Raw genomic sequence first — 26,034 nt, forward strand, 5'->3', positions numbered from 1 at the left:
GCTTTATACATTTTTCGTATTTTAGGTTGACCCTGACACAAGCCTTACCTAGCATGAGGCACACTTGCTGATCAGCTTGAGACTACTTAGCTTCGGAAATTGCATGCAACCTATACAAATACACGATGTTGTGGCCAATGAATTTGGCCAAGTGAACGACTATATTATGTCACAACTTAGCAGTGACATTCCTCTCATTGAACAAATTGGCTACTACATCATTAGCAACGGAGGAAAGCGCTTAAGACCACTACTGGTTTTACTTGCTGCCAGAGCCAGCTCAGAGTTAGACAAGCAAAAACTCGATCACACCATTCAAATGGCCACCATCATTGAGTTTATTCATACCTCCACACTACTCCATGACGATGTTGTTGATGAGTCGGACATGCGTCGCGGCAAAAAAACCGCCAACGAAGAATGGGGAAATGCCCCCAGCGTACTGGTCGGTGACTTTCTTTATTCTCGCGCCTTCCAAATCATGGTCGATGTTGGCAGCATGCAATGCATGAGCATTCTTGCTAAAACGACCAATATTATTGCCGAAGGTGAAGTGCAACAACTTATTAACTGTGGCGATCCAGACACTACCGAAGAAAGCTATTTAAAAGTCATTCAATACAAAACTGCCAAACTGTTTGAAGGTGCCGCACTCTGTGGCGCCGTCATAGCCAATGCCAGCACAGAACATCAGGAAGCACTAAGACAGTTCGGCATGTACGTAGGAACGGCGTTCCAACTGATTGATGACGTAATGGATTACACCAGCACCGCAGAAGAAATGGGGAAAAGCGTCGGCGATGACCTTGCTGAAGGCAAACCCACTTTACCGCTTATCTTCACCATGAAGCATGGCCCTCAAGACGCAATAGAACGCGTAAGACAAGCCATTCTCACTGGCGGCCTTGAGCAGCTAGAAGCCATAGTGAATGATGTGCAACATTGCGGAGCGATTGAATACACCCAGCAAAAAGCACAAGAGCAAGCTGACCTTGCCATTAAAGCCATTATGCCGCTACCAGAATCCGACTACAAAGCCGCACTAATTGCCTTGGCTGAGGCTTCGGTGAAGCGTCGTCATTAATCGCTCTTGAGCAAACCAAACAAGACAACCTCTTTGTTTGGTTTGCGATCTACGGCGCGAATTTACTCTTTTTTCAATATATCCATGACAACCTGCGCTGTCGCACTCGAATTCTGCTGCATAAAACAATGACCACCCTCAACATCGATCAGCTGAATATTGGGGTTAAGTTTCGCCGCTAACCGGTACGCCTCTTTAAAATAATCAAAGGTATCCTTTCCTTGCACGATGTAAGTAGGAACCGAAATATTCGCAATAGCACGCCACAATCGTTTCGGGTAACTCGAAAAAATGGCCGCTTCCATCCAAGGTGGGCAACCTAATTGATAGTGCCCCTTTTCATCCTGCTTGATGGAGGCGTCGATGTAATCATCTAAACATGCAGGCTCCCAACCTTTAAAAGTCCCTCTTTCAAAAAAGCTATTTTTTACTTGGGCCAAACTTTCCCACTGCGTGCGTCGGCGGCGAGCCTGTCTCGCTAATGGAATCTGGCTTTTTAAACCAGACAGTTTCACGCCACGCATCATCCAAATCAGTCGGGGCGGGAAAAGAGCAGGATCCAACAACACCAAACGATCAAACAACGCAGGCGTTTGCTCACTCATTAAAGCCGTCATGCAACCGCCAAAACTGTGCCCCATTCCAATCAATCTCGTGTTAGGCAAAGAAGACTGTCGCGACTGCAAAGCCGCCACAAAACGCGAAGCCGTTCTGTTCCAGCCGATAAAGGACTCTCCTGCTGAGGATTCACCATGGCCGGCGGCGTCTTGCATAATCAAATTGTACCCTTCCAGTTTCGACAAAAAATGCGAATACGTCTTCACTGAAAAGCCATTACCATGAAGGAAATGAATGGTTGGTTGATGCGGCTCTAACGCGCTCGCATAACCTTGCAGATGCCCGCCTTCGACTGGGTACTGCCACGCGGTTACATTTAGCTCTTTTTGTGACTTCATAAAAACACTCGAAGCGAATAAAACAAGACGAAAGCACACATACTACCAGAAAAAACATCAGCAAATGACGCCACCTAGCATCATTAAAAGTCTGTTTGCGCCTTGCTACAAACGGCTAACCTGCTGAAATATCATAAAAATGATCAATTTTCAGGCAGGTAATTTGCTTTTTTTCCGTTCAAACATTCATATTAGAGTTCCAAACCGATATAATCAGCTGGATTTTCTACTGCAAACTGGACCACAACAATCCACCAGACTATTTTGAGTCACCGGCTGGATGTGGATATAGGACTATAATGACTACAGCTTCATCTTTTGAAAAAGACGAACTATTAAAATGCGGCCACGGTGAAATGTTTGGTGCAGGCAATGCCCAACTTCCTGTCGGCAATATGCTAATGATGGATCGCATTACTCACATCTCGACTGAAGGCGGTGAGCACGGCAAAGGCGAAATTATCGCTGAGCTAGACATCCACCCAGACCTATGGTTTTTTGCTTGTCACTTTCCTGGTGATCCAGTTATGCCTGGTTGCCTAGGCTTAGATGCGATGTGGCAGCTAGTAGGGTTCTTCCTTGGCTGGAAGGGCAATAAAGGGCGCGGACGCGCACTGGGTTCAGGCGAAGTAAAATTCACCGGACAAATCCTTCCAACCGCGAAAAAAGTAACTTTCCACATTCACCTGAAGCGCGTTATCGAACGCAAACTTGTGATGGGAATTGCAGACGGAAGCGTTAAAGTTGATGGTCGTGAGATTTATACTGCAAAAGATTTGCGTGTAGGTTTGTTTACGTCAACAGATAACTTCTAAAGATTAAGAATGAAAGAGGCACATTTATGCGTCGTGTAGTAGTAACAGGTCTTGGCATTGTCAGCTGCCTAGGTAATGACAAAGATAGCGTTCTAAACTCGTTACGCGAGGGTCAGTCTGGTATCCGTTTCGCCGAAGATTACAAAGAACATGGCTTTCGTAGCCACGTTTGTGGTCGTATTGATCTAGATGCAGAAAGCATTGACCGCAAAGTTCGCCGTTTCATGGGCGATGCGGCCACTTACGCTTATGTTTCCATGCAGCAAGCTATTGTGGACGCTGGATTAACAGAAGACCAAGTATCTAATATCCGTACCGGCCTAGTAGCAGGCTCTGGCGGTGCATCTGCCCAAAACCTAGTTGATGCAGCAGACACGCTACGCGAAAAAGGCGTTAAGCGCGTTGGACCATACCGAGTTACTCAAACTATGGGCAGCACGGTTTCTGCTTGTTTGGCAACGCCATTCAAAATCAAAGGCGTAAACTACTCAATCACATCCGCTTGTTCTACTAGTGCGCATTGTATTGGTAACGCAATGGAGCTGATTCAGCTAGGCAAACAAGACATCGTTTTTGCTGGCGGTGGCGAAGAAGAAAGCTGGACTCAAACATGCATGTTTGATGCGATGGGCGCTCTGTCTTCTAAGTACAACGAAACGCCAGAAAAAGCGTCTCGTGCATACGACGCAAACCGTGACGGCTTTGTTATTGCTGGCGGTGGCGGTATGTTGGTCATCGAGGAGCTTGAACACGCTAAAGCTCGCGGCGCTAAAATCTACGCAGAATTAGTAGGTTACGGTGCAACATCCGATGGCTACGACATGGTGGCTCCTTCTGGTGAAGGCGCAGTACGCTGCATGCAGATGGCAATGAGCACAATCGATGGTGACATTGACTACATCAATACGCACGGTACAAGTACACCTGCAGGCGACATGAAAGAGCTTCAAGCGGTTAATGAAACATTTGGTGACAATATCCCATTGATCAGCTCAACTAAATCCTTGTCTGGCCACTCTTTAGGCGCGGCGGGTGTTCATGAAGCAATCTACTGCTTGCTAATGATGGAGAATAACTTCATCGCCGCATCAGCAAACGTAGACGATCTTGATCCTGCAGCGGGCAATATCCCAGTAGTGACAACTCGTAAAGACAATGCTGATCTGAACATGATCATGTCTAATAGCTTTGGATTCGGCGGAACAAACGCCAGCCTAGTATTCAAAAAATACTCTGCATAAACCCTATTCCAAGCCACAAAAAAAGCCGCATCACATGATGCGGCTTTTTTATGCGTAGTTGGCCGTAAAAATACTTACTGAAAAAGAACGTCATTTCCTTTAGGAAGCTTCGCCATTTCGGCACGCATCCACACGTCCATTTCATCGTGCAATGCGGATGTCTTTTTACCTTCAGATTCAATAATAGGGCCAATCACTACTCGTATTGAGCCTGGGTATTTACGCCATTTCTTACCTGGCCAAGTGTAACCTGCATTATGCACAACAGGCAGAATTGGCACGCCTGCCGACGTTGCGAGCATAGCTGCCCCTTTATTGAACGCTTGCTCTTGATTGGGTGCTATACGCGTGCCTTCGGGAAAAATAAGCACAGAGCGACCATCGTCCAAACGCTCTTTACCTTGACTGATAATTTGCTTCAGTGCGTTCGTACGCTGTGAACGATCAATCGCAATCGGCTGAACCATGCGCAACCCCCAACCGAAGAAAGGCACCGACAACAGCTCTTTCTTTAATACCGTTGAAACAGGCGCCATCAGCACCTGTAGCACATAGGTTTCCCATTCGCTTTGGTGGTTGGCAACCAAAACAACAGGGCGATCTTTGTTGATATTCTCGCGACCTAATATTTCGACCTTCACGCCACACATAACACGAAAGACAAACAACAAACCTTTATTGTGTAAATTTAGGACTGGCTGTCGGAAGTTCTTCGGTAACAACACCGTGGCAAAAGGCGCTAACACACCAAAGACGATGGTAGATACCATATAGTAAACGGCAAATACGGATGAGCCGATCCACGACCGCAATGACCCCAATATGCTCATTAACACCCTACTCCCTATGCTATTTGTTCAAGTATGTTTGCTGCTGTTTCAATGGATTCGCATACATTGCCAGCACGGTTTCTTTTAGGTTATCAGGACAGCGCTCCAAGTAACTTGCAAAAGCACTATCCGTTGTTGGCAATCCTTGCTGCAGAGCCAAAGCCGCTTCATTCGTCGATTGGATGGCGTAATTTGTAATGATTTGACGATCGACTTCCGCAACGAACTCTTCCGGTGTGTCAAAGCCGTCTTTGATAACGTCACCAAATGTCACAACAACCTTGCCTTTTTGACCGACAATGCCATTTTTGATGCTGTCTATGTCTTCAAATTCGGCTTTTTCATAATTCCCTGTCGTCGATTTTTGATGAAGCTCGCGCGCCTTGTCAAAAGCACAAGGGTCGTATTCATACGAAATGGACACAGGCACGATCTTTAAGTTTGCCATCGCATCAGTGAAAGGCACTTTTTCTTTCTTCTGGCTCATGTAAAACATCTTAATAATCGCCGGATCAGTTTGATCTAAGCCATCTTTGGCACGCCCTTCTTTTTGCGCGATCCAAATATTCGCTTGATCCGTCATGAGAGAGGACGAGATGTACGCCGATAGCTGACCAAAAGCGGCCATCATTTCACGAATACCGTTCGCTGAACGCTTCACAATAAAACTTTTATTCAGACGCATCAGATCCGACACGAAAGGGCGACGCAACAAGTTATCACCAATCGCGATACGCACAGTGTCTAACCCTGCCAAATACAAACCATAATTCACAAACGCAGGGTCCATCGCAATATCTCGATGGTTTGATAAAAACAAATACCCTACGCCTTTCTCTAATTTTTCAATGCCTCTGTATTCCACGTTGGTGGTCGTGGTTTTTATCATGCGCTCCATATAACTGGCGACACGCATTTGGAACTCATGAACATTAGAGATATTGGCGATTTGGCGCTTCAAGGCAAACTTAACCGCAAAGGCTAATGGCGCTTTTAGAAACGCAGGCCATTTCGCAAAACGAAAACCAATAATGGTATTAATGAAATCTGGAGTATCTACCAGATTGTTCAGCACCTCGGCGACTTCATCGTCGTTGTAGGGGCGTATATCGTGAAACTGATCCATTTAATTTTCCATCAGTAAAAACTGTTTTTGTATTTTTGTTATTCGCTATTGTTAAAGGGTCTGAATATCAAACCCTAAGCTTTCCAATTCCGCACGTTTTGATGTCGCAGTAACGACCGCTACGTTCTCATTCGCTTTCGTTAAATACGTCTTCGTCACACGCTGCAGCTGCTCAATCGTGACCGCCAGCACTTTGGCACGAAACGCTTCTCTGTACGCCAAACTGCGTCCGTGTAGTTGCACGTAGAAATCACTCTGCGCCTCTCCCGCTGGGGAACTTGGCTTATCCATAGAACCGATAACACCCAAGATCGCTTCTTCCAATGCATCTTCACCGTGAGTTTCATTCAACATCCACTCAATAGACGCATCAAAATCGGCCAAAGTCTCCGTCAAACGAGGATCTCGGTAAGAGTAAAAACGGAACGAGCCAATGCTACCATCAAATGTAGCACCACCACCGTAAGCGCCACCTTGCTCTCGAATCACTCGGTGCAAGAAACCATTGCGTAGGAAACCACCCAATACAGTCAATGCCGCCACATCAGGATGATCGCCATAGGCCGTACGAAATGCCTTACTGCAGAAGCTCACTTGGGTTGACGTCAACCACGCCACTTTCACTTGCGCGTCCACTGGCGCCATGACAAACGCCGTCTTTGCACCGCCTACCGGCAAATCCGCAAACACAGATTGCGCTTCACTCAATACCGCCGCTTCATGCTGAGGTTCAGCAACCAGCAATAGCTGCTTATTAGCTTGTAGCAATTTACTGTGTAGGCGTTTAAAAATAGCCAACACCTTCTCGGCAGCCTTGCTGTCGGCCTTCATTGCATCATCTAGAGCAATAGCAGTACGAATGCCTGACATACCACTCCATTTTTCTTGCTGTGCAGCCAAACCTGACAATGCGCTGGAAGCGGCCGTCATGGCAAGAGAATGACCTTGCCCTGTAATAGATTGTTCACGACGAGCTCGACGTTGCGCCACCAGCTCTTTGACTCGGCTTACTTCATCAAAGCGCACGTTAAGCATCGTGTCTTTTAACAACTCACTCATGGCTTTCACGTTTGGCACCAAAGCTTTCGATGACAAAATAAAATACCCATTGAGTTCTTGGCGATCAGCAATCGTAGCGCGAATCGAATTCGACGCTCCCAAGCCACCACACACCTGAGCTTGGCGCTCTTGAACCGCAAGATAGTCATCTTCCCCAATGCCCAATTCGGTCATCATTGAAGAGAATAACGGCAAGTACTCGATTTCTTCTTCATCAAGCGCTGGCAAGTCCATCACCAACTGCTGATATACCAAACCGTTGGTGCCTTGAGGGTAAAAAGTAACAGGCAATGCGCCCGCAACTTTTTGATTGTCATATTCTGGCAGACGCGCCGGCACATCTTCTAAGCCCACTTTCGGCAGAATACTCATGTCGTCCACTTGCGATTGACGTGTTTTTAATGCCGCACTGCGCTCAATGATTTGCTGTTTATCTGCATCAGACAAGGCCGCTTTGATCTTACTCAAACGGTCTTTCTCTGCCTGATTACGGCGTGCTTCAAGTGCATCATCAGGGCTTAATGTTAATGTCACTCGATGGGCATTAGACAACAACAAGCTGTTGATCAAATTCGGAATGTACGCGGGATCCTGTATTTTTTCACGCATTGCGTTAATAACCGGATCCAGATCAAGCTGAGCAATCACATCACCCGCATGAACCGCCGTCGACAAACCCGCTAAAATAAGCTGCAATCCATAAGGATAGCTGCCGCCGCCGATTTCACGTTGGCTCAATTCTAATTGGTGCAACATGGCCTCCACCATGTCTTGTGGCACGCCTTTTTCAGCAATGCTTTCTAATGTCGACAACACCAATGCTTCTACTTTTGGGGCGTCTTCGCGTTTTACCCCTTCCAGCCCGCACATAAAGCTCATTTCTTTATTGCTGTCTTCAAGACCACACATTGGCGAAGGTGCACGACCTAGATCGCTGTTTTCCAACACTCTCATCAGCGGTGAGGCACTGTTGTCTAGCAACACACTAGACAACAATTGCGCTTCGAACTGCTGATTCAAATCCGTACTCTCACCCAACAACCAACCCACTACAACATGACTGCCATCTTCTTTTACTTCTTCCGCAGCGTAACCTTCCTCTACTCGCACTGGAGAGAAATACCGCTTCGCGTTCGGCACACTGACCTGTTCTTCCAATCGCTCAAAACGACTCAGTACTTTGTCTTCGAATTCGGCCTGCAGTGTTTCCGCAGGAATATCACCAAACGTCATAAAAACAGCATTAGAGGGGTGATAATGAGTACGATAAAACGCCAATAAATCTTGGTAAGACAAATCCGGAATGTCCGTTGGCTCGCCACCAGAATTAAAATGGTAAGTGTTGTTTGGGAACAAATACTTGGTCAGAGTTTGCCACAGTACCGACGTCGTTGAACTCATCGCACCTTTCATCTCGTTAAAGACAACGCCTTTGAACGTCAATTCTGACTCAGCATTGTCAGGCTCGGCGAATTCTAAGCGATGGCCTTCTTGGGAAAAATCCAACTCGTCTAAACGAGAAAAGAACACGGCGTCTAAATACACACCCAACAAGTTGTTGAAATCTTTTTTGTTCTTGCTGGCGAATGGATACGCGGTCCAATCAGACGACGTGAACGCATTCATAAAAGTATTCAGCGAACGACGGATCATCATGAAAAAAGGATCGCGGACAGGAAAACGCTCAGATCCACACAACACGGTATGCTCTAGAATATGAGCAACGCCACAAGAATCGGTTGGAACCGTCTTCAAGCCAACGAGAAAAACATTCTCGTCATTTTCAGAAGCGATATGAAAATGTTTAGCACCTGTAACGGTGTGTTCAAACTCTTGAACGGTCACATTCAGAGCATCGATAAACTCACTGCGAAGAAACGTAAACGCAGGATGGTGTGCGGTGCTATTTGCCATTCTCGACCTCGATAAAATTAGAATACGATAATTACAATATTTTGGGGCCGCTTGGACACTCTCAAGACAACATAAGTCCAAGACAGCAAAGTGGCGGAATTATAGCAAAAACATGGCTTTTACTGCACGAACTAACGTGAACCCTTTCGTTTTGATGAGCCTCAAAAACTAACGTTTTTGGTGCTTTTCCCAGTTTTCCAAGCGGGCTTTCTCGCTTTTTTTGAACAAGACGTACACGGCTCCCAAACCACCATGATGGCGCTGTGCGCTATGAAACGCCATGACATTATCCAAATCTCTTAACCACTTATTTATATAACTCTTGATCATCGCCTGACTATCGGGATCTGGTGTACGATCCCCTTTACCATGGACAATAATCGCCACTCGAATATCATTACGCACACAATCTTCAGCAAACTGATACACCTGCTCTCGAGCCTGAGCCACCGTACGTCGGTGTAAATCCAACCGAGCCTCAATGCCATATTTTCCTTGTCGAAGTCGCTTAAACACCCCTTCCTGCACGCCTGCGTTCTTGTACTCGAGCATGTCATTGGGTTCTACCTTCTCCACATAATCATGAGATAAGTGGTTATTGTCTGCTTCATTAGCGATCAAAGCGGCACGCTGACGAACCGAAAAATCGACCTCTGGCCCTTTTTTGCCGAGATACACTTCGCTTTTTTTCAGTGGTCGAATCCCCGCCACTTCTTGAGCAAACAAAGACGTTTCATCTTCGTCATTCACAACCAATACCTCATCAAACCAATCGCATTCGCTAAGCGCTAACATAGAACAATAAAGGCCCCAATAGGAGCCTTTATTTCTTCAACCTTAGACAGGCCTATTCTAATTTATGTAGGAATCAGAACGGGATGTCATCGTCGAAATCATCAAAGTTTGGTGCTTGCTGAGGCTTTGGCTCAGGTGCGCGCTGCGGCGCAGGTTGTTGTGGCGCGCGTTGTTGCGGGGCGGCTTGAGCTGGTGCTTGTTGTGGCGCATTTCCCCAGCTACCGAAAGACTGTGGCGCAGCTTGTTGTGGTGCCGCTTGCTGAGGGGCAGCTTGATGCGCTGGCGCTTGTCCATAACCACTTTGTGGTTGGTTAAAACCTTGTGGCGCAGCCTGCTGAGGCGCTTGGCCGTAGCCACCTTGTTGTGGTGCAGATTGTTGCGGTGCTTGACCGTAGCCACCACCTTGCATTGAATCGTAACCACCACCTTGTTGGCCAGCATTATCACCACGACCGTCTAATAATTGCATTTCATTCGCAATGATTTCGGTTGTATAACGCTTAATACCGTCTTTTTCCCATTCGCGTGTACGCAATGAACCTTCTACGTAGACTTTTGACCCTTTTTTAATAAAGTCTCCAGCAATCTGGCCCAAGCGGAAGTTACCGCGGTCCATGAAAGAGACACGGTGCCACTCTGTACGTTCTTGCATTTGACCTGTTTGCTTGTCACGCCAGCTTTCTGTTGTTGCCAAGTTAACGTTTGCAACCGCACCGCCAGAAGGCATGAAACGCACTTCTGCGTCGTTGCCCGCGTTACCAATCAAGATTACTTTGTTTATTCCACGTGCCATGACGCTTTTCTCCAGCTAAAAATAGAATCGTGTTTTTCTAAATACGCGCTTGTGGCGCTAAACGCAGTAATGCGTCTTTATCCAATAATTTCTTGTCCACTTTAAGATAAGCGGTTTGCTCATCTTTAAAAATCTGCATATCTTCCACTCCTTGGATAGTTAAAAGTTCGTCCGCCATCTTAGATACTTCATCATGGGTCATGCTGGACACGCTGAATGCCAAACTGCTCAATTGGCGCGGCGCAGGTTGAGCCAAGCACACAAGAGACCAAGCCAAAAACACGATCCCTACAACCCAAAAAACACCACCATGTGAGTGATGTTGCAGTAACCAACCACCGCTAATGCCACCGAAAAACGACCCCATAAACTGATGCGTTGAAAACACACCCATCGCGGTACCACGATAGCCAACAGGAGCCAGTTTACTCACCAGTGACGGCAGCACTGCTTCCAGCGAATTAAAACCAACAAAATAGACCCATAGTAGGACACCAAAAGCCCACAGATAAGGTGCCCATTGCAGCCCAATGGCGCTTATCCCCAGCAACAACATAATGGCAATTAGGACGCCCTTCATCTTGCCTTTGGCTTCCGCAATAATCACTAATGGTAACATACCTGCAAAGGCAAAACCCATGATCGCCAAGTATAACCAACTGTGTTGAGCCAATGGCAAATCATACCGCTCGATGAGTAAATTCGGCACCGTAACAAACAACGCGGTCAAGCTTGCGTGCAACAACAAAACACTGACATTTAAGAAGCGTAATTTTGAGTCTTTCAACACCAAACCCAACGCCAAAAGACTCGGTGTTGTGTCTCGCTTAAAGGTATGTTGCACAATATTTGGCACAGCAAATAGGATCAAGACGATCCCAAGTAAAGATAGCGCAAATGACAAATAAAACAGCCCAGACAATCCAACCAAAGCAAAAATCCAAGGTCCAAGCACCAACGACAACATAAAAGACGCGCCAATACTAATACCCACGATCGCCATCGCTTTCGTACGATTTTGCTCTCGCGTCACATCACTCAATAACGCCATCAAAGTACTGGCAATCGCCCCAGCCCCTTGCACAGCTCGCCCAACAATTAAAACCATAATACTTTCTGCATTTGCGCAAATCAGGCTACCAACGGCAAACAACAATAAGCCAATCACGATCACACGCTTACGGCCAATTTTGTCAGACCACATGCCCATCGGAATTTGTAAGCTCGCTTGAGTCAGACCATAAATACCAATGGCGGTACCGATCAACGCGGCATCAGCACCGGTTAAACCATCCGCCGCAACGCTGATAACAGGCATAATTAGGAATAAACCTAACATTCTAAAAAGATAAATCAGCGCTAACGCAAGAACTGAACGACGTTCGAGTAGATCCATAAGGAGGTTTCAACCGTTTAACTTGGATGGTTAAGAAAAAGATTGTCAATTTTACAAAAAATACCGTTGAAGCTCCATTTCAACTACTGTAAAAATAGACAGTTATTTAATTTACTGGCAGATTTCTTTCTGTTGATCAACTTCACACTGGAGACTCATGGATACCATTACCATACGCGGGGCCCGAACTCACAATCTAAAAAATGTGGACCTAGACATCCCAAGAGACAAACTTGTGGTGATAACTGGCCTATCCGGCTCAGGTAAATCCTCTCTTGCTTTTGATACATTATACGCAGAAGGCCAACGTCGTTACGTAGAATCTCTTTCAACTTACGCTAGACAATTTTTGTCTATGATGGAAAAACCCGACATCGATCACATCGAAGGTCTCTCTCCAGCCATCTCCATCGAACAGAAATCTACCTCTCACAACCCGAGATCAACCGTTGGTACAATAACAGAAATATACGATTATCTACGATTGTTATTTGCTCGTGCAGGACAACCTCGTTGCCCAGATCATGGCGAGCCATTAGAGGCGCAAACCATATCACAAATGGTTGATAAAGTGATCTCGCTCCCAGAAGAAACCAAAATGATGCTGCTTGCTCCCATCGTTAAAGACCGTAAAGGTGAGCATTTACACACGATTAGCGACTTACTTTCTAAAGGTTTTATTCGCGCACGGATTGATGGCATTGTTGTGGATTTAGATGATGCGCCGACACTGGAAAAAAACAAAAAGCACACCATTGAAGTGGTCATCGATCGCTTCAAAGTACGTCCTGATTTACAGCTACGCTTAGCTGAGTCCTTTGAAACCTGCCTTGGACTATCAGATGGTATTGCTAAAGCCATCAATATGGATGACGAGAATGAAGAGTATATCTTCTCTAGTAAGTTTGCCTGCCCTGTGTGCGGCTACAGCTTAACTGAGCTAGAACCTCGACTCTTCTCATTCAACAACCCCAATGGCGCTTGCCAGACGTGCGACGGGCTGGGTACGCATCAAATGTTTGACCCAGAGCGCATTATCCAAGATGAAACACTGACCCTTGCGGAAGGCGCTATTCGTGGCTGGGGGCGACGCAGTATTTTTTATTACCAACAGCTAAGCGCTCTCGCCAAGCATTATGAATTTGACATCGACTCAAAGTACAAAGACATTCCAAGTGAATTCAAAAAACGCATTTTACAAGGCTCTGGCAAAGACAAAATAGATTTCGTTTATATCAACGAACGTGGCGATAAAATGACCCGATCACATGCGTTCGAGGGGGTCATTCCTAATTTACAACGTCGTTATCATGAAACCGAATCCGACAGCGTGCGGGATGATTTGTCACAATACATTAGCATACAGCCATGCCCTGACTGCAAAGGCTCACGACTGAATCGATCAGCCCGAAATGTCTTCATTGCCGATCAAACGCTACCTGAAGTTGTTACCTACCCAATCGTAGAGTGCTTAAACTATTTTGAGGCCCTTGAATTACCCGGAGCCCGCGGTGAAATCGCGTCAAAAATATTAAAAGAGATACGTGATCGATTAACTTTCCTAGTGAACGTGGGTCTTGAATACCTCACACTGGATCGTAAGGCCGACTCCCTATCGGGCGGTGAGGCACAACGAATAAGACTTGCCAGCCAAATTGGTGCAGGGCTCGTTGGAGTGATGTACATCCTTGATGAACCCTCAATTGGTCTACACCAACGTGACAATGAAAGGCTCATCGCCACACTGACAAGACTCAGAGACTTAGGCAACACTGTTATTGTGGTAGAACATGATGAAGATGCCATTCGCATCGCAGACTTTGTGGTTGATATTGGGCCCGGAGCAGGTGTTCACGGCGGTCAAATCATTGCGAGCGGCACCCCACAGGACATAATGGCGTGCCCTGAATCCGTTACAGGACAGTATTTAACCGGCAAACGTAAAATTGACATACCTACCATTCGCCATCCCGCTAAAGATGAAAAATACCTAAACCTTATAGGCGCAACAGGTAATAACCTAAACACCGTAGACCTGAAGATTCCTGTTGGTGTAATGACCTGCATAACCGGTGTTTCTGGCTCAGGAAAATCGACGTTAATTAACGGCACATTATACCCACTTGCGGCGACAGCGCTTAATGGTGCAACCACTCTAAAAGCGGCGCCCCATGAGCGAATTGAGGGTTTGGATTTATTCGATAAATGTGTCGACATTGACCAGAGCCCTATCGGGCGCACACCCAGATCCAACCCTGCCACCTACACCGGTATTTTCACCCCCATGAGGGAATTATTTTCGGCCACACAAGAATCACGCTCACGCGGCTATAAGCCAGGACGATTCAGTTTTAACGTCAAAGGTGGTCGCTGTGAAGCCTGCCAAGGCGATGGCGTGATCAAAGTTGAAATGCACTTTTTACCTGATGTGTATGTGCCATGTGATACTTGTAAAGGCAAACGATACAATCGTGAGACCTTAGAAATTCATTACAAAGGCAAAAATATTCACGAGTGTTTGGAAATGACCATTGAGGATGCTCGCGAGTTCTTTGACCCGGTTCCTTCTATCGCCAGAAAACTGCAAACACTTATCGATGTGGGACTAGGCTACATTCGTCTAGGGCAGGCAGCAACAACACTGTCGGGCGGCGAAGCACAACGCGTTAAACTCGCAAAAGAGCTGTCAAAACGCGACACCGGAACCACACTCTACATCTTAGACGAACCGACGACAGGCTTGCACTTTGCTGATATCGAGCAGCTATTAAAAGTACTGCATAGACTGCGTGATCACGGCAACACCGTGGTGGTGATTGAACACAATCTTGATGTCATCAAAACCGCAGACTGGATCGTAGACCTAGGACCCGAAGGTGGAAGTGGTGGTGGGTACATCATTGCAGAAGGCACACCTGAAACGATTGCTCAAGCAGATGTATCTCACACAGGTAGATTCTTGAAACAAATGCTAAAGTAACGGATCGATGAATTAACTGATCAATGAAAATACAAATGCCGAATTAGTCAGAACTGATTCGGCATTTTTGCTTAAACATCCATATAAATTATTAGGCAAAAAAAAGCCGAGCTAATAGCTCGGCTTTTTTATTACAAACTGATGTTACTCAGCGGCTTCTGCAACTGGACGATCGACCAATTCAACATAAGCCATAGGCGCATTGTCACCCGCACGGAAGCCACATTTTAAAATGCGAACATAACCGCCAGGACGAGCTTGGTAACGAGGACCAAGTTCAGAGAACAATTTACCTACTGCATCTTTGCTACGAGTACGAGCAAAGGCAAGGCGACGATTCGCAACAGAATCAACTTTCGCCAATGTGATTAACGGCTCAGCAACACGACGTAGTTCTTTAGCTTTCGGCAACGTAGTTTTAATAACTTCGTGTTCGAACAAAGAAGCAGCCATATTTTTAAACATCGCTTTACGATGTGAGCTAGTACGGTTTAAGTGACGTCCACTCTTACGATGACGCATTATACATTCCTTACCAAACTACGGTGGTCAGGGAACAATGACCTAGCGAGCTAGAACTTTGCTATCGTCTTTCAAACTAGCTGGTGGCCAGTTCTCTAAACGCATTCCCAAAGACAAACCACGCTGTGCTAAAACATCTTTGATTTCAGTTAACGACTTCTTACCTAGGTTAGGCGTCTTAAGAAGCTCAACCTCAGTACGTTGAATCAAATCACCGATGTAATAAATGTTCTCTGCTTTCAAACAGTTAGCACTGCGAACGGTCAATTCAAGATCATCAACCGGGCGTAGCAAAATTGGATCAATCTCATCCTCTTCTTCTACAACAGGCGCTTCGCTCTCGCTTTCAAGGGCAACGAACACAGCAATTTGTTGTTGTAGAATAGTCGCTGCGCGACGTATTGCTTCTTCAGGATCGATCGTACCATTGGATTCGATGTCTAAGACTAACTTATCCAAATCTGTACGTTGCTCTACACGAGCATTATCGACGCTGTAAGCCACACGACGAACAGGGCTGAATGAGGCATCCAGCTGCAAGCGACCAATTGGACGAGTCTCATCGTCGCCAGCAACACGAGCATCAGCAGGCTCATAACCACGACCACGTGCGACTTTGATCTGCATAGTTAACTCTGCAGTGTCATCTAAGTGCGCAATGATATGATCAGGGTTAGCGATCTCTGCATCAGCAACCAACTGGATATCTCCAGCTGTTACGATACCAGGACCTTTTTTACTTAGAGTAAGAGTTGCCTCATCTTGCCCGTGTAGAGCGATCGCAACTCCTTTCAGGTTAAGAAGAATTTCAATTACATCTTCTTTAACCCCTTCGATTGCGCTGTATTCGTGTAATACACCGTCGATTTCGACTTCAACAATCGCACAACCTGGCATTGAAGACAAAAGAATACGACGCAACGCGTTACCCAAAGTATGACCAAAACCACGTTCTAGCGGTTGCAGTGTAACTTTAGCGCGAGTATTGCCTAATTCCTGAACTTCAATGTTGCGTGGGGTTAACAATTCGCTCACTGAACGCTGCATAGATCCACCTATTTCTTAATCCTAATCACCGACTTACTTAGAGTAAAGTTCGACAATTAGGTTCTCATTAATTTCAGCTGATAAATCGGCACGCTCTGGAGCAGCTTTGTAAGTTGCTTCCAATTTAGTTGAATCAACTTCGATCCAGTGGATCGGTGCACGATTTTTAGATAGCTCTAGTGCGCTTTGTACACGCAATTGCTTCTTAGCTTTTTCACGGATTGACACTACGTCACCAGCTTTAACTTGGTAAGACGGGATGTTAACCGTAGCGCCATTTACTAGAATACCTTTATGGCCAACTAGTTGACGAGCTTCCGCACGTGTAGAACCAAAACCTGCGCGGTATACAACGTTATCTAAACGTGATTCTAAAAGTTGAAGAAGGTTTTCACCTGTAGCACCTTTTAGACGAGCAGCAGATTTGTAGTAATTACGAAATTGCTTTTCAAGAACGCCGTACATACGACGTACTTTTTGTTTCTCACGTAACTGCAAGCCGTAATCAGATAGACGTCCGCGACGTGCGCCATGCACACCAGGAACGGTTTCTACTTTACATTTCGACTCAAGAGCGCGTGAACCGCTCTTCAATTGCAAGTCGGTACCTTCACGACGAGACAACTTACAAGTTGGACCTATATAACGAGCCATGTATCTGTCTCCTCAATTAAACGCGACGTTTCTTAGGTGGACGGCAACCGTTGTGCGGGATTGGCGTCACATCTGTGATGTTATTGATACGCAAGCCCAATGCATTCAATGCACGAACTGCGGACTCACGACCAGGACCAGGGCCCTTGATCATTACGTCAACGTTTTTAAGGCCGAACTCTTGTGCGACAGCACCGGCACGTTCCGCGGCTACCTGAGCTGCGAAAGGAGTACTTTTACGAGATCCGCGAAAACCAGAACCACCGGCAGTAGCCCAAGACAAAGCGTTGCCTTGACGGTCAGTGATAGTCACGATCGTATTGTTAAATGACGCGTGTACATGAGCAACACCGTCGACAACCGTCTTTTTGACTTTTTTCTTGGTGTTGCGCGTAGCTGGCTTAGCCATATTGCACTTTCCTATTTAATGCTCAGCTCTAGCAAACTTGTGGCTAGAGCGAAACGCGTTTAAATTACTTACGAATTGGCTTACGAGGGCCTTTTCGTGTACGGGCGTTCGTTTTGGTACGTTGACCACGAACTGGTAGGCTGCGGCGATGACGAATCCCGCGGTTGCAACCCAAGTCCATCAAACGTTTGATAGACATACTGACTTCACGACGTAAGTCACCCTCTACAGTATACTTAGCAACTTCGCCACGAAGTTCATCAAGGATTTCATCACTTAATGAACCGATTTTCGCAGTTTCTGCAACACCTGTAGCAGCGCAAATAGCGCGTGAACGAGTGCGACCAATTCCGAAGATGTAAGTCAGAGAAATGACCGCATGTTTATTGTCAGGAATATTGACACCGGCTATACGAGCCATTCACTTTACTCCGTTGTTATTGATGATTAAATGTTAATTCATCACTTTACTTTCATGAGGGCGGCTGATTATGCCTATCTTTAGGACATAAATCAACCACCCTTACCTATCATCGAGCAAACTCGCAATTAACCTTGACGCTGTTTGTGACGAGGCTCAATGCAAATCACTCGAACTGAACCGTTACGACGAACGATTTTACAGTTACGACAGATTTTCTTTACAGATGCACGTACTTTCATGTTCAACTCCAACCTACGCTTAACGCATTAGGCCATTTGGACCATAACCAGTCAGATTAGATTTCTTCATTAACGACTCGTATTGCTGACTCATCAAATGACTTTGCACTTGCGACATAAAGTCCATGACAACTACCACTACGATCAACATAGAAGTACCGCCAAAGTAGAATGGAACATTCCACGCAACAACAAAGAACTGAGGCATCAGAGACACTAGAGTGATGTACAAAGCACCAAACAATGTCAAACGAGTCATTACACCATCAATATATCGAGCTGTATGATCGCCTGGACGAATACCCGGCAAAAAAGCACCGGATTTTTTCAAGTTATCTGCCACATCTTTAGGGTTGAACACTAGCGCCGTATAGAAGAAGCAAAAGAAAACGATTGCTATCGCAAACAACAGCACATAGAGCGGTTGCCCAGGAGCTAGAGCCAAAGAGATATTCTGCAACCATTCCATCCCCTCACCTTGACCAAACCACTGTCCGATCGAAGCAGGAAACAAAAGGATACTTGAAGCAAATATAGGTGGAATTACACCAGCCATATTCACTTTAAGTGGCAAATGACTCTTTTGTGCAGCAAATACTTTTTTACCTTGTTGACGCTTGGCGTAGTTAACCGTTATACGACGTTGACCACGTTCGATGAAAACAACAAACGCAATCGTCGCAATGGCCAATATACCAATCAACAACAAAGCTAAAATATTGATATCGCCTTGACGAGCCGACTCAAACGAACGACCTAAAGCAGAAGGCAGACCAGCAACGATACCAGCAAAGATAAGAATGGAAATACCATTACCAATACCTTTCTCCGTTACCTGCTCACCTAACCACATCAAGAAAACAGTACCAGCAACAAGAGTAACAACAGCAACGGCATAAAATTCAATACCACTACTAAATGAAATCCCTTGACTTGCCAAGCCAACAGCCATACTGGCTGACTGAACAAGCGCAAGCAAAACAGTACCGTAACGGGTGTACTGAGTAATCTTGCGACGACCAGCCTCACCCTCTTTCTTTAACTGCTCTAGCTGCGGACTCACAACCGTCAATAACTGCATAATGATAGAGGCAGAAATATAGGGCAAAATCCCAAGCGCAAAAATACTCATGCGCTCAAGCGCGCCCCCTGAGAATACATTAAATAAACTCAGAATAGTGCCTTCATTTTGATCAAACAGGGCAGACAATCTATCCGGGTTAATACCCGGAACAGGAATGTGTGCACCAATTCGATATACAATAATCGCTATAAACACGAAACGGATACGAGACCAAAGCTCGCTTAGTCCGTTTTGCATTCCAGCAGGTAGTGAGCCACGCTTTGCCATTTATTCCTCGACTTTTCCGCCAGCAGCTTCGATAGCAGCACGAGCACCTTTAGTCACTTTAAGACCACGAACGGTAACAGCTTTGTCGATAGAACCTGACAAAATTACGCGTGCAGTTTTAATTTGATGACCAAGAATGTCGGCGCCTTTCAAAGCAGCCAAATCTACAACTTCAGCATTTACAGCAGCAAGTTCGTTTAAACGAACTTCAGCAACATACTTTGCCTGACGTGAAGTAAAACCGAATTTTGGCAGACGACGCTGCAAAGGCATTTGACCACCTTCAAAACCAGGTTTTACTGAGCCACCGGAACGAGACTTAAGACCTTTATGGCCACGTCCGCCAGTTTTACCCAAGCCGCTACCAATGCCGCGACCAACACGTTTAGGAGCATGCTTGCTACCTTCGCCAGGACGAAGTGTATTTAAGAACATGTTATTCTCCTACCACTTTAACCATATAATAAACTTTATTAACCATGCCGCGTACAGAAGGAGTATCTTCCAACTGACGTGTTTGGCCAACTTTACGCAAACCCAAGCCTTTAACAGTTTCACGGTGCTTTGGAAGACGACCGATCGGGCTGCGGGTTAGTTGAACTGTGATGGTATTATTCGCCATGACACATTACCCCAAAATTTGATCGACTGACTTACCGCGTTTTGCCGCGATTTGTTCAGGTGCTTTCATATCCTGCAAACCTTTGATCGTAGCGCGAACTACGTTTACTGGGTTTGTAGAACCGTAACATTTAGCCAATACGTTGTGAACGCCAGCGATTTCTAGAACCGCACGCATCGCACCACCGGCAATGATACCTGTACCTTGAGAAGCAGGCTGCATGTAAACATTAGATGCACCGTGGTTTGCTTTAACAGGATACTGAAGAGTATCGCCATCAAGCTTCACAGTAACCATGTTACGACGCGCTTGTTCCATCGCTTTTTGAATAGCTTGAGGAACTTCACGTGCTTTACCACGGCCGAAGCCTACTTTTCCGTTTCCATCACCAACGACCGTCAAAGCTGTGAAAGAGAAGATACGACCACCCTTTACAACTTTAGCAACGCGGTTTACTTGAACTAGCTTCTCTTGGAGGTCGCTAGTTTGTTGATCATTAACTGCCATTTGCTACCCCTTAGAACTCTAGACCGGCTTCACGTGCTGCGTCAGCAAGAACCTGAACGCGGCCATGGTATTTGAAACCAGAACGGTCAAAAGCGACCGTAGTGACACCTGCTTCTTTAGCGCGTGCAGCAATCAAAGTACCCACTTCTTTAGCGGCTGCTTTGTTACCTGTCGCTGTGCCACGAAGAGCTTCTTCAAGTGTAGAAGCGCTAGCTAGCACTTTACTTCCACAAGGAGAAATCACTTGAGCATACATATGGCGTGGTGTGCGATGTACAGTAAGACGATTCGCACCTAAGTCACGAATATGCAAACGAGCACGACGTGCACGACGAATCCGAGATTGTTTTTTAGTGTTCATGAATGCCTACCTACTTCTTCTTAGCTTCTTTACGACGAATTACTTCGTCTGAATAGCGAACACCCTTGCCTTTGTACGGCTCTGGTGGACGGAAACCGCGAACTTCTGCAGCAACCTGACCAACGGCTTGTTTATCAATACCACGGATCACGATTTCTGTTTGAGAAGCACATTCAGCTGTTACGCCTTCAGGTAATTCGTAATCTACTGGGTGAGAGAAACCCAGAGACAGGTTAAGTACATTGCCTTTAAGCGCAGCACGGTAACCAACACCTTGAAGAAACAATCTTTTCTCAAAACCCTGACTAACACCAACAACCATGTTGTTAATCAAAGCACGAGTTGTACCAGCTAAGGCACGGCTTTGTTTTGCACCATCGCGCGCAGCGAAGGTAATAACATTTTCTTCTTTAGACACTTGTACGCTTGCGTGAACATTAAACTCTAAAGAACCTTTACCGCCTTTAACAACTACGGCCTGTCCATTTAGAGTCAAATCTACACCACTAGGAAGCGTCACGGGACTATTAGCAACTCGAGACATACTAACTCCTAGAATACTGTGCAGATTACTTCGCCACCGATACCAGCAGCACGAGCTGCACGGTCTGTCATCACACCTTTAGAGGTTGAGATGATTGCAACACCAAGACCTGCTTCTACTTTAGGTAGAGATGCAGTGCCTTTGTATTGACGCAAACTTGGGCGAGATGCGCGTTTGATTTGTTCGATAACAGGCTTACCTTCGTAGTATTTCAACTCGATAGTAAGTGTTGGTTTTACTGCTTCATCTACAGAAAAGTCACCTACGTAACCTTCTTCGCGTAGTACAGCAGCAATCGATGCTTTCATTTTTGATGAAGGCATACTCACAGATGTCTTAGCAGCCATCTGTGCATTACGAATACGTGTAAACATATCCGCAAGGGTATCTTGCATACTCATTTAAGAGCTCCTAATTTAAAAAACCATTGTGCAGCAAATAGAGCTCGCGCATAGTACACAGCAGCGAGCAGAATGTCCAGTATTTAGACACCCCACTCACTGCCATGTATTATGATCGCGCTCTACTTGCTTACCAACTAGCTTTCTTCAAGCCTGGTACGTCACCGCGCATTGCTGCTTCACGCAACTTAATACGTGACAAACCGAAGCGACGGTAAACACCGTGCGGACGGCCTGTAACTTGGCAACGGTTACGCTGGCGTGAAGAAGATGAATCGCGTGGAAGCGCTTGCAATTTAAGCGTTGCTTCCCACTTTTCATCGTCCGATGCATTAACGTCGCTAATGATCGCCTTTAGAGCAGCACGCTTTTCAGCGAACTTTGCTACTAATTTGGTACGTTTTGCTTCGCGTTGAATCATTGATATTTTAGCCATGATTCCTACCTCTTATTTCTTGAAAGGGAAATTAAAGGCGGCTAACAAAGCACGACCTTCTTCATCGGTACGAGCAGTCGTTGTGATAGTAATGTCCATACCACGTACACGATCCACTTTATCGTAATCGATTTCAGGGAAGATAATCTGCTCTTTAACACCCATGCTGTAGTTACCACGACCGTCGAAAGACTTAGGATTAAGCCCTCGGAAGTCACGGATACGTGGAATAGCAACATCAACCAAACGGTCAAAGAAATCCCACATACGCTCACCACGTAGCGTTACTTTACAACCGATCGGGTAACCGTCACGGATTTTAAAGCCTGCTACAGATTTACGCGCCTTAGTCACTACAACTTTTTGGCCGCTAAGTGCTTCAAGATCGTTTACCGCATGCTCAAGAAGTTTCTTGTCTGCGATAGCTTCACCAACACCCATATTTAGTGTGATTTTAGTGATTTTCGGCACTTCCATCACGTTCTGGTAGCTAAACTCTTCTGTAAGTTTTGCTACCACTTGATCTTTATAAACTTGCTTAAGTCTCGCCATGGCTATAATTCTCGCTCTTAGGCGTCGATCGCTTCACTATTTGATTTAAAGATACGCACTTTAGTGCCGTCTTCGTTCAATTTAAAGCCGACGCGATCCGCTTTACCAGTAGCATTGTTAAAAATGGCTACATTAGAAACCTGGATAGGTGCTTCTTGTTCAACGATACCACCAGTTGAACCCTTCATAGGGTTTGGCTTTTCGTGTTTCTTAACAGTATTAATACCAGAAACAAGAACTCGGTTTTCGTCTACTACCTTAACAACTTTACCGCGTTTGCCTTTGTCTTTCCCAGCAATCACGATAACTTCGTCGTTACGTTTGATTTTGCGCATAATGTCCCCTCTCCCTCTTACAGCACTTCAGGTGCAAGAGAAACAATTTTCATGAACTGCTCAGTACGCAATTCACGTGTTACAGGGCCAAAGATACGAGTACCAATAGGCTGTCCTGAAGCATTCAATAGAACCGCTGAGTTTACATCAAAACGGATTACTGAGCCATCAGAACGACGAACACCTTTCTTAGTTCTAACAACAACTGCGTTTAGAACCTGCCCTTTTTTAACACGACCACGTGGGATCGCTTCTTTCACTGTGACCTTAATGATGTCACCGATAGCAGCATAACGACGATGTGAGCCACCCAGTACTTTAATACACTGAACACGCTTTGCGCCGCTGTTATCTGCTACATCAAGCATCGATTCTGTTTGAATCATTACTGCTCTCCAATCAAATTAGATAACAAGTCTCACGAAGGAAGGAGCAGCTTATACAGCTGCTGCTTTCTCGACAACTTGAACCAGATTCCAAGTCTTAGACTTAGAGTAAGGACGTGTTTCAACGACCTTAACGGTATCACCGATCTGACACTCATTGTTTTCATCGTGAGCGTGTAGTTTAGTAGAACGACGGATGAACTTACCGTATAAAGGGTGTTTCTCTGTACGCTCAACTAGTACCGTGATGGTTTTATCCATCTTATCGCTAACTACTTTACCAGTAGCTGTACGCGCTTTTGTTTCTGCCATCTTAGTTACCTGCCTTATCATTTAGCACGGTTTTAACACGTGCGATATTGCGGCGAACTTGCGAGAGCAAATGAGTTTGCGCTAACTGACCAGTGGCTTTCTGCATGCGCAGAGTAAATTGCTCACGTAGTAGTTCAATCAAGGTCGCTTGTAGCTCAGCTACAGACTTTTCTTGCAGTTCTTTTGCTTTCATCTACATCACCGTACGCGTTACGAAAGTTGTGGACAGAGGAAGCTTAGCAGCAGCCAACGCGAATGCTTCGCGAGCTAACTGTTCTGATACACCCTCAACTTCATAAAGCATTTTTCCAGGTTGAATCTGTGCAACCCAGTATTCTACGCTACCCTTACCTTTACCCTGACGAACCTCAAGAGGCTTTTGGGTAATCGGCTTATCAGGGAACACACGAATCCAGATTTTACCGCCACGTTTGATGTGACGAGTCATTGCACGACGCGCCGCTTCAATTTGACGAGCAGTAAGACGACCACGTTCAGTGGACTTCAATCCGAATTCACCAAAGCTAACTTGGTTTCCGCGAAGAGCAAGACCGCGGTTACGGCCTTTCTGCATCTTGCGGAACTTAGTACGTTTCGGTTGTAACATGACTTACCCCCTACTTAGACTTCTTCTTTTGTGCGCCTTTATCAGCACGCACTTGTTCAATACCGCCCAAGATTTCGCCTTTGAAGATCCACACTTTTACGCCAATGATGCCGTAAGTTGTAGCTGCTTCATAAGTAGCGTAGTCAATGTCAGCGCGTAGAGTGTGTAGAGGTACACGACCTTCACGGTACCACTCAGCACGTGCAATTTCTGCACCGCCCAAACGACCACTTACCTGAACCTTGATACCTTTCGCGCCTGCACGCATAGCATTTTGTACTGCGCGCTTCATAGCACGACGGAACATAACACGACGCTCAAGTTGGCTAGCAATGTTTTGCGCAACCAATTTCGCATCCATTTCAGGCTTACGAATTTCTTCGATGTTGATGTGGACAGGTACGCCCATCATTTCAGAAACTGCATTACGTAGTTTCTCAACATCTTCGCCTTTCTTACCAATCACAATACCTGGACGGGCAGTGTGAATAGTAATGCGAGCTGTTTGAGCAGGACGCTGAATCTCGATACGAGAAACAGAAGCCTGAACCAATTTTTTCTCCAAGTACTCACGAACCTGAAGATCATTTAATAACAGCTTAGAGTAGTTTTGATTATTCGCATACCAAGTAGAAGTATGATCTTTAACTATCCCTAGGCGTATACCAGTTGGATGAACCTTCTGACCCATTGGGTTTCTCCTAATTAGTCAGCGACTTTAACTGTGATATGGCAACCGCGTTTTAGAATACGGTCAGCACGGCCTTTGGCACGTGGCATAATACGTTTCAGAGTCATAGCCTCATCAACGTAAGCCGTAGACACACGCAAGTCATCTACATCAGCACCTTCGTTATGCTCAGCGTTAGCAATAGCAGACTCTAGTACTTTCTTGACAATTACTGCCGCCTTTTTAGGACTGAACGTTAAAATGTTCAGTGCTTCGCTAACAGATTTGCCGCGGATTTGATCTACAACCAAACGGGCCTTCTGCGCTGAGAGGCGAGCACCCTTCAATGAAGCGCTTACTTCACTCATGTTAATACCCCTTATTACCGTTTGGCTTTCTTGTCCGCAGCATGACCACGATATGTACGGGTCGGAGCGAACTCACCCAATTTATGACCGACCATATCTTCAGTTACTAGAACTGGAACATGCTGGCGACCATTATGGACAGCGATAGTCAACCCTACAAAATCAGGGAAGATAGTTGAACGGCGTGACCAAGTCTTAATTGGACGACGATCATTTTTCTCTACCGCAGCCTCTACCTTTTTCAACAAATGAAGGTCGATAAAAGGACCTTTTTTTAGTGAACGTGGCACAGTCGTTT

Annotated in this window: 34 protein-coding genes; 4 read left to right on the forward strand and 30 right to left on the reverse strand. The window is 45.8% G+C overall.

The genetic code is table 11. The features are described from left to right. Nucleotides 1–103: 103 nt before the first annotated feature. Nucleotides 104–1,084 carry an octaprenyl diphosphate synthase gene (ispB, locus tag AABA11_RS15440; RefSeq protein ID WP_265730333.1) on the forward strand — a complete coding sequence of 327 codons (981 nt, stop codon included), beginning with the start codon at nucleotides 104–106 and terminating at the stop codon, nucleotides 1,082–1,084. A 62-nt stretch (nucleotides 1,085–1,146) separates the two neighbouring features. Here the strand turns inward: ispB and AABA11_RS15445 are convergent, their stop codons facing one another. Next, nucleotides 1,147–2,040, reverse strand: a complete 894-nt coding sequence (locus AABA11_RS15445) for an alpha/beta hydrolase (RefSeq protein WP_265730334.1) — start codon at nucleotides 2,038–2,040, stop codon at nucleotides 1,147–1,149. Nucleotides 2,041–2,339: 299 nt separating this feature from the next. On the opposite strand from AABA11_RS15445, the gene fabA reads away from it, so the two are divergent. Beyond that, entirely contained in the window at nucleotides 2,340–2,855 is a 516-nt protein-coding gene (fabA, locus tag AABA11_RS15450; protein WP_110577393.1) for a 3-hydroxyacyl-[acyl-carrier-protein] dehydratase FabA, read from the forward strand. A 26-nt stretch (nucleotides 2,856–2,881) separates the two neighbouring features. Beyond that, nucleotides 2,882–4,096: a beta-ketoacyl-ACP synthase I gene (gene fabB / locus AABA11_RS15455; protein WP_265730335.1), complete on the forward strand. Its 1,215-nt coding sequence runs from the start codon at nucleotides 2,882–2,884 to the stop codon at nucleotides 4,094–4,096. 74 nt (nucleotides 4,097–4,170) lie between these two features. Here the strand turns inward: fabB and AABA11_RS15460 are convergent, their stop codons facing one another. From AABA11_RS15460 to AABA11_RS15485, 6 genes are all read right to left on the reverse strand, one after another. Next, nucleotides 4,171–4,926 (reverse strand): lysophospholipid acyltransferase family protein, encoded by a 756-nt coding sequence (locus AABA11_RS15460; RefSeq protein ID WP_265730336.1) that lies wholly within the window; start codon nucleotides 4,924–4,926, stop codon nucleotides 4,171–4,173. A 19-nt stretch (nucleotides 4,927–4,945) separates the two neighbouring features. Continuing rightward, nucleotides 4,946–6,052 (reverse strand): 1-acyl-sn-glycerol-3-phosphate acyltransferase, encoded by a 1,107-nt coding sequence (locus tag AABA11_RS15465; protein WP_265730337.1) that lies wholly within the window; start codon nucleotides 6,050–6,052, stop codon nucleotides 4,946–4,948. Nucleotides 6,053–6,103: 51 nt separating this feature from the next. Then, nucleotides 6,104–9,025, reverse strand: coding sequence for an insulinase family protein (locus tag AABA11_RS15470; RefSeq protein ID WP_265730338.1), 2,922 nt, complete (start codon nucleotides 9,023–9,025; stop codon nucleotides 6,104–6,106). A gap of 168 nt (nucleotides 9,026–9,193) precedes the next feature. Further along, the gene (gene smrA, locus AABA11_RS15475; protein WP_338269306.1) at nucleotides 9,194–9,820 is read right to left on the reverse strand and encodes a DNA endonuclease SmrA; all 627 of its coding nucleotides are present in this window, start codon (nucleotides 9,818–9,820) and stop codon (nucleotides 9,194–9,196) included. A gap of 73 nt (nucleotides 9,821–9,893) precedes the next feature. Next, complete coding sequence (ssb, locus tag AABA11_RS15480) at nucleotides 9,894–10,613, reverse strand: single-stranded DNA-binding protein (RefSeq protein ID WP_265730340.1); 720 nt, start codon at nucleotides 10,611–10,613, stop codon at nucleotides 9,894–9,896. 37 nt (nucleotides 10,614–10,650) lie between these two features. Then, nucleotides 10,651–12,009 (reverse strand): MFS transporter, encoded by a 1,359-nt coding sequence (locus tag AABA11_RS15485; RefSeq protein ID WP_265730341.1) that lies wholly within the window; start codon nucleotides 12,007–12,009, stop codon nucleotides 10,651–10,653. Nucleotides 12,010–12,166: 157 nt separating this feature from the next. Here AABA11_RS15485 and uvrA point away from each other — a divergent pair, with 157 nt between their 5' ends. Further along, entirely contained in the window at nucleotides 12,167–14,989 is a 2,823-nt protein-coding gene (gene uvrA / locus AABA11_RS15490) for an excinuclease ABC subunit UvrA (protein ID WP_338269309.1), read from the forward strand. Nucleotides 14,990–15,133: 144 nt separating this feature from the next. Here uvrA and rplQ read toward each other — a convergent pair whose 3' ends face one another. From rplQ to rpsS, 23 genes are all read right to left on the reverse strand, one after another. Further along, on the reverse strand, nucleotides 15,134–15,511 hold the full coding sequence (gene rplQ, locus AABA11_RS15495) for a 50S ribosomal protein L17 (RefSeq protein WP_110577384.1): 378 nt from the start codon (nucleotides 15,509–15,511) through the stop codon (nucleotides 15,134–15,136). 42 nt (nucleotides 15,512–15,553) lie between these two features. Further along, nucleotides 15,554–16,558: a DNA-directed RNA polymerase subunit alpha gene (locus AABA11_RS15500; RefSeq protein WP_265730343.1), complete on the reverse strand. Its 1,005-nt coding sequence runs from the start codon at nucleotides 16,556–16,558 to the stop codon at nucleotides 15,554–15,556. Nucleotides 16,559–16,591: 33 nt separating this feature from the next. Next, a complete protein-coding gene (rpsD, locus tag AABA11_RS15505) occupies nucleotides 16,592–17,212 on the reverse strand; it encodes a 30S ribosomal protein S4 (RefSeq protein ID WP_265730344.1) in 621 nt (206 codons plus the stop codon). Nucleotides 17,213–17,228: 16 nt separating this feature from the next. Beyond that, nucleotides 17,229–17,621: a 30S ribosomal protein S11 gene (gene rpsK, locus AABA11_RS15510; protein WP_009836290.1), complete on the reverse strand. Its 393-nt coding sequence runs from the start codon at nucleotides 17,619–17,621 to the stop codon at nucleotides 17,229–17,231. 64 nt (nucleotides 17,622–17,685) lie between these two features. Continuing rightward, nucleotides 17,686–18,042 carry a 30S ribosomal protein S13 gene (gene rpsM / locus AABA11_RS15515; RefSeq protein WP_110577381.1) on the reverse strand — a complete coding sequence of 119 codons (357 nt, stop codon included), beginning with the start codon at nucleotides 18,040–18,042 and terminating at the stop codon, nucleotides 17,686–17,688. Nucleotides 18,043–18,170: 128 nt separating this feature from the next. Next, nucleotides 18,171–18,284, reverse strand: a complete 114-nt coding sequence (gene rpmJ, locus AABA11_RS15520; RefSeq protein WP_110577380.1) for a 50S ribosomal protein L36 — start codon at nucleotides 18,282–18,284, stop codon at nucleotides 18,171–18,173. A gap of 19 nt (nucleotides 18,285–18,303) precedes the next feature. Next, nucleotides 18,304–19,635 (reverse strand): preprotein translocase subunit SecY, encoded by a 1,332-nt coding sequence (secY, locus tag AABA11_RS15525; protein WP_265730345.1) that lies wholly within the window; start codon nucleotides 19,633–19,635, stop codon nucleotides 18,304–18,306. Beyond that, nucleotides 19,636–20,070 (reverse strand): 50S ribosomal protein L15, encoded by a 435-nt coding sequence (gene rplO / locus AABA11_RS15530; protein WP_111608640.1) that lies wholly within the window; start codon nucleotides 20,068–20,070, stop codon nucleotides 19,636–19,638. It abuts the gene before it with no gap. Nucleotide 20,071: 1 nt separating this feature from the next. After that, entirely contained in the window at nucleotides 20,072–20,257 is a 186-nt protein-coding gene (gene rpmD / locus AABA11_RS15535) for a 50S ribosomal protein L30 (protein ID WP_111608639.1), read from the reverse strand. 6 nt (nucleotides 20,258–20,263) lie between these two features. Next, nucleotides 20,264–20,764: a 30S ribosomal protein S5 gene (gene rpsE, locus AABA11_RS15540; RefSeq protein WP_265730346.1), complete on the reverse strand. Its 501-nt coding sequence runs from the start codon at nucleotides 20,762–20,764 to the stop codon at nucleotides 20,264–20,266. 10 nt (nucleotides 20,765–20,774) lie between these two features. Beyond that, on the reverse strand, nucleotides 20,775–21,125 hold the full coding sequence (rplR, locus tag AABA11_RS15545; RefSeq protein WP_265730347.1) for a 50S ribosomal protein L18: 351 nt from the start codon (nucleotides 21,123–21,125) through the stop codon (nucleotides 20,775–20,777). 10 nt (nucleotides 21,126–21,135) lie between these two features. Then, nucleotides 21,136–21,669 (reverse strand): 50S ribosomal protein L6, encoded by a 534-nt coding sequence (rplF, locus tag AABA11_RS15550; RefSeq protein ID WP_265730348.1) that lies wholly within the window; start codon nucleotides 21,667–21,669, stop codon nucleotides 21,136–21,138. An 8-nt stretch (nucleotides 21,670–21,677) separates the two neighbouring features. Continuing rightward, nucleotides 21,678–22,070 (reverse strand): 30S ribosomal protein S8, encoded by a 393-nt coding sequence (rpsH, locus tag AABA11_RS15555; protein WP_265730349.1) that lies wholly within the window; start codon nucleotides 22,068–22,070, stop codon nucleotides 21,678–21,680. A gap of 130 nt (nucleotides 22,071–22,200) precedes the next feature. Next, nucleotides 22,201–22,506, reverse strand: coding sequence for a 30S ribosomal protein S14 (rpsN, locus tag AABA11_RS15560; protein WP_226754447.1), 306 nt, complete (start codon nucleotides 22,504–22,506; stop codon nucleotides 22,201–22,203). A 12-nt stretch (nucleotides 22,507–22,518) separates the two neighbouring features. Next, nucleotides 22,519–23,058: a 50S ribosomal protein L5 gene (rplE, locus tag AABA11_RS15565; protein WP_265727228.1), complete on the reverse strand. Its 540-nt coding sequence runs from the start codon at nucleotides 23,056–23,058 to the stop codon at nucleotides 22,519–22,521. Between the two features lie 17 nt (nucleotides 23,059–23,075). Beyond that, complete coding sequence (gene rplX, locus AABA11_RS15570) at nucleotides 23,076–23,393, reverse strand: 50S ribosomal protein L24 (RefSeq protein ID WP_317005395.1); 318 nt, start codon at nucleotides 23,391–23,393, stop codon at nucleotides 23,076–23,078. A gap of 17 nt (nucleotides 23,394–23,410) precedes the next feature. Beyond that, nucleotides 23,411–23,779 (reverse strand): 50S ribosomal protein L14, encoded by a 369-nt coding sequence (gene rplN / locus AABA11_RS15575; RefSeq protein ID WP_067020125.1) that lies wholly within the window; start codon nucleotides 23,777–23,779, stop codon nucleotides 23,411–23,413. 51 nt (nucleotides 23,780–23,830) lie between these two features. Further along, nucleotides 23,831–24,091, reverse strand: a complete 261-nt coding sequence (gene rpsQ / locus AABA11_RS15580) for a 30S ribosomal protein S17 (protein WP_110577371.1) — start codon at nucleotides 24,089–24,091, stop codon at nucleotides 23,831–23,833. A gap of 1 nt (nucleotide 24,092) precedes the next feature. Continuing rightward, a complete protein-coding gene (gene rpmC / locus AABA11_RS15585) occupies nucleotides 24,093–24,284 on the reverse strand; it encodes a 50S ribosomal protein L29 (RefSeq protein WP_110577370.1) in 192 nt (63 codons plus the stop codon). Further along, nucleotides 24,285–24,698: a 50S ribosomal protein L16 gene (rplP, locus tag AABA11_RS15590; RefSeq protein ID WP_110577369.1), complete on the reverse strand. Its 414-nt coding sequence runs from the start codon at nucleotides 24,696–24,698 to the stop codon at nucleotides 24,285–24,287. 10 nt (nucleotides 24,699–24,708) lie between these two features. Beyond that, nucleotides 24,709–25,389 (reverse strand): 30S ribosomal protein S3, encoded by a 681-nt coding sequence (gene rpsC / locus AABA11_RS15595; protein WP_110577368.1) that lies wholly within the window; start codon nucleotides 25,387–25,389, stop codon nucleotides 24,709–24,711. Between the two features lie 14 nt (nucleotides 25,390–25,403). Further along, the gene (gene rplV / locus AABA11_RS15600; protein WP_110577367.1) at nucleotides 25,404–25,736 is read right to left on the reverse strand and encodes a 50S ribosomal protein L22; all 333 of its coding nucleotides are present in this window, start codon (nucleotides 25,734–25,736) and stop codon (nucleotides 25,404–25,406) included. Nucleotides 25,737–25,750: 14 nt separating this feature from the next. Beyond that, complete coding sequence (gene rpsS / locus AABA11_RS15605) at nucleotides 25,751–26,026, reverse strand: 30S ribosomal protein S19 (protein ID WP_012071932.1); 276 nt, start codon at nucleotides 26,024–26,026, stop codon at nucleotides 25,751–25,753. Between the last annotated feature and the right edge of the window lie 8 nt (nucleotides 26,027–26,034).

Origin of the sequence: Marinomonas pontica (genome assembly GCF_036322735.1) — a bacterium.
In the GTDB taxonomy this organism is placed as follows: Bacteria; Pseudomonadota; Gammaproteobacteria; order Pseudomonadales; family Marinomonadaceae; genus Marinomonas; species Marinomonas pontica.

What these genes read in the sequence shown, in the direction of transcription:
- rplV (WP_110577367.1), bottom strand. Translation starts at nt 25,736, where the DNA reads ATGAGTGAAGTAAGCGCTTCATTGAAGGGTGCTCGCCTCTCAGCGCAG.
- AABA11_RS15470 (WP_265730338.1), bottom strand. Translation starts at nt 9,025, where the DNA reads ATGGCAAATAGCACCGCACACCATCCTGCGTTTACGTTTCTTCGCAGT.
- rplF (WP_265730348.1), bottom strand. Translation starts at nt 21,669, where the DNA reads ATGTCTCGAGTTGCTAATAGTCCCGTGACGCTTCCTAGTGGTGTAGAT.
- ssb (WP_265730340.1), bottom strand. Translation starts at nt 10,613, where the DNA reads ATGGCACGTGGAATAAACAAAGTAATCTTGATTGGTAACGCGGGCAAC.
- rpsM (WP_110577381.1), bottom strand. Translation starts at nt 18,042, where the DNA reads ATGGCTCGTATAGCCGGTGTCAATATTCCTGACAATAAACATGCGGTC.
- rpsD (WP_265730344.1), bottom strand. Translation starts at nt 17,212, where the DNA reads ATGGCTCGTTATATAGGTCCAACTTGTAAGTTGTCTCGTCGTGAAGGT.
- rplO (WP_111608640.1), bottom strand. Translation starts at nt 20,070, where the DNA reads ATGTTCTTAAATACACTTCGTCCTGGCGAAGGTAGCAAGCATGCTCCT.
- fabB (WP_265730335.1), top strand. Translation starts at nt 2,882, where the DNA reads ATGCGTCGTGTAGTAGTAACAGGTCTTGGCATTGTCAGCTGCCTAGGT.
- secY (WP_265730345.1), bottom strand. Translation starts at nt 19,635, where the DNA reads ATGGCAAAGCGTGGCTCACTACCTGCTGGAATGCAAAACGGACTAAGC.
- AABA11_RS15460 (WP_265730336.1), bottom strand. Translation starts at nt 4,926, where the DNA reads ATGAGCATATTGGGGTCATTGCGGTCGTGGATCGGCTCATCCGTATTT.
- rpsC (WP_110577368.1), bottom strand. Translation starts at nt 25,389, where the DNA reads ATGGGTCAGAAGGTTCATCCAACTGGTATACGCCTAGGGATAGTTAAA.
- rplE (WP_265727228.1), bottom strand. Translation starts at nt 23,058, where the DNA reads ATGGCGAGACTTAAGCAAGTTTATAAAGATCAAGTGGTAGCAAAACTT.
- rpmC (WP_110577370.1), bottom strand. Translation starts at nt 24,284, where the DNA reads ATGAAAGCAAAAGAACTGCAAGAAAAGTCTGTAGCTGAGCTACAAGCG.
- AABA11_RS15445 (WP_265730334.1), bottom strand. Translation starts at nt 2,040, where the DNA reads ATGAAGTCACAAAAAGAGCTAAATGTAACCGCGTGGCAGTACCCAGTC.
- AABA11_RS15485 (WP_265730341.1), bottom strand. Translation starts at nt 12,009, where the DNA reads ATGGATCTACTCGAACGTCGTTCAGTTCTTGCGTTAGCGCTGATTTAT.
- rpsE (WP_265730346.1), bottom strand. Translation starts at nt 20,764, where the DNA reads ATGGCAGTTAATGATCAACAAACTAGCGACCTCCAAGAGAAGCTAGTT.
- fabA (WP_110577393.1), top strand. Translation starts at nt 2,340, where the DNA reads ATGACTACAGCTTCATCTTTTGAAAAAGACGAACTATTAAAATGCGGC.
- rpsH (WP_265730349.1), bottom strand. Translation starts at nt 22,070, where the DNA reads ATGAGTATGCAAGATACCCTTGCGGATATGTTTACACGTATTCGTAAT.
- rplP (WP_110577369.1), bottom strand. Translation starts at nt 24,698, where the DNA reads ATGTTACAACCGAAACGTACTAAGTTCCGCAAGATGCAGAAAGGCCGT.
- smrA (WP_338269306.1), bottom strand. Translation starts at nt 9,820, where the DNA reads ATGTTAGCGCTTAGCGAATGCGATTGGTTTGATGAGGTATTGGTTGTG.
- rpsQ (WP_110577371.1), bottom strand. Translation starts at nt 24,091, where the DNA reads ATGGCAGAAACAAAAGCGCGTACAGCTACTGGTAAAGTAGTTAGCGAT.
- rpsK (WP_009836290.1), bottom strand. Translation starts at nt 17,621, where the DNA reads ATGGCTAAGCCAGCTACGCGCAACACCAAGAAAAAAGTCAAAAAGACG.
- rplN (WP_067020125.1), bottom strand. Translation starts at nt 23,779, where the DNA reads ATGATTCAAACAGAATCGATGCTTGATGTAGCAGATAACAGCGGCGCA.
- rplX (WP_317005395.1), bottom strand. Translation starts at nt 23,393, where the DNA reads ATGCGCAAAATCAAACGTAACGACGAAGTTATCGTGATTGCTGGGAAA.
- AABA11_RS15500 (WP_265730343.1), bottom strand. Translation starts at nt 16,558, where the DNA reads ATGCAGCGTTCAGTGAGCGAATTGTTAACCCCACGCAACATTGAAGTT.
- ispB (WP_265730333.1), top strand. Translation starts at nt 104, where the DNA reads ATGCAACCTATACAAATACACGATGTTGTGGCCAATGAATTTGGCCAA.
- rpmD (WP_111608639.1), bottom strand. Translation starts at nt 20,257, where the DNA reads ATGGCGAATAATACCATCACAGTTCAACTAACCCGCAGCCCGATCGGT.
- rpsN (WP_226754447.1), bottom strand. Translation starts at nt 22,506, where the DNA reads ATGGCTAAAATATCAATGATTCAACGCGAAGCAAAACGTACCAAATTA.
- rplR (WP_265730347.1), bottom strand. Translation starts at nt 21,125, where the DNA reads ATGAACACTAAAAAACAATCTCGGATTCGTCGTGCACGTCGTGCTCGT.
- rpmJ (WP_110577380.1), bottom strand. Translation starts at nt 18,284, where the DNA reads ATGAAAGTACGTGCATCTGTAAAGAAAATCTGTCGTAACTGTAAAATC.
- AABA11_RS15465 (WP_265730337.1), bottom strand. Translation starts at nt 6,052, where the DNA reads ATGGATCAGTTTCACGATATACGCCCCTACAACGACGATGAAGTCGCC.
- rplQ (WP_110577384.1), bottom strand. Translation starts at nt 15,511, where the DNA reads ATGCGTCATCGTAAGAGTGGACGTCACTTAAACCGTACTAGCTCACAT.
- uvrA (WP_338269309.1), top strand. Translation starts at nt 12,167, where the DNA reads ATGGATACCATTACCATACGCGGGGCCCGAACTCACAATCTAAAAAAT.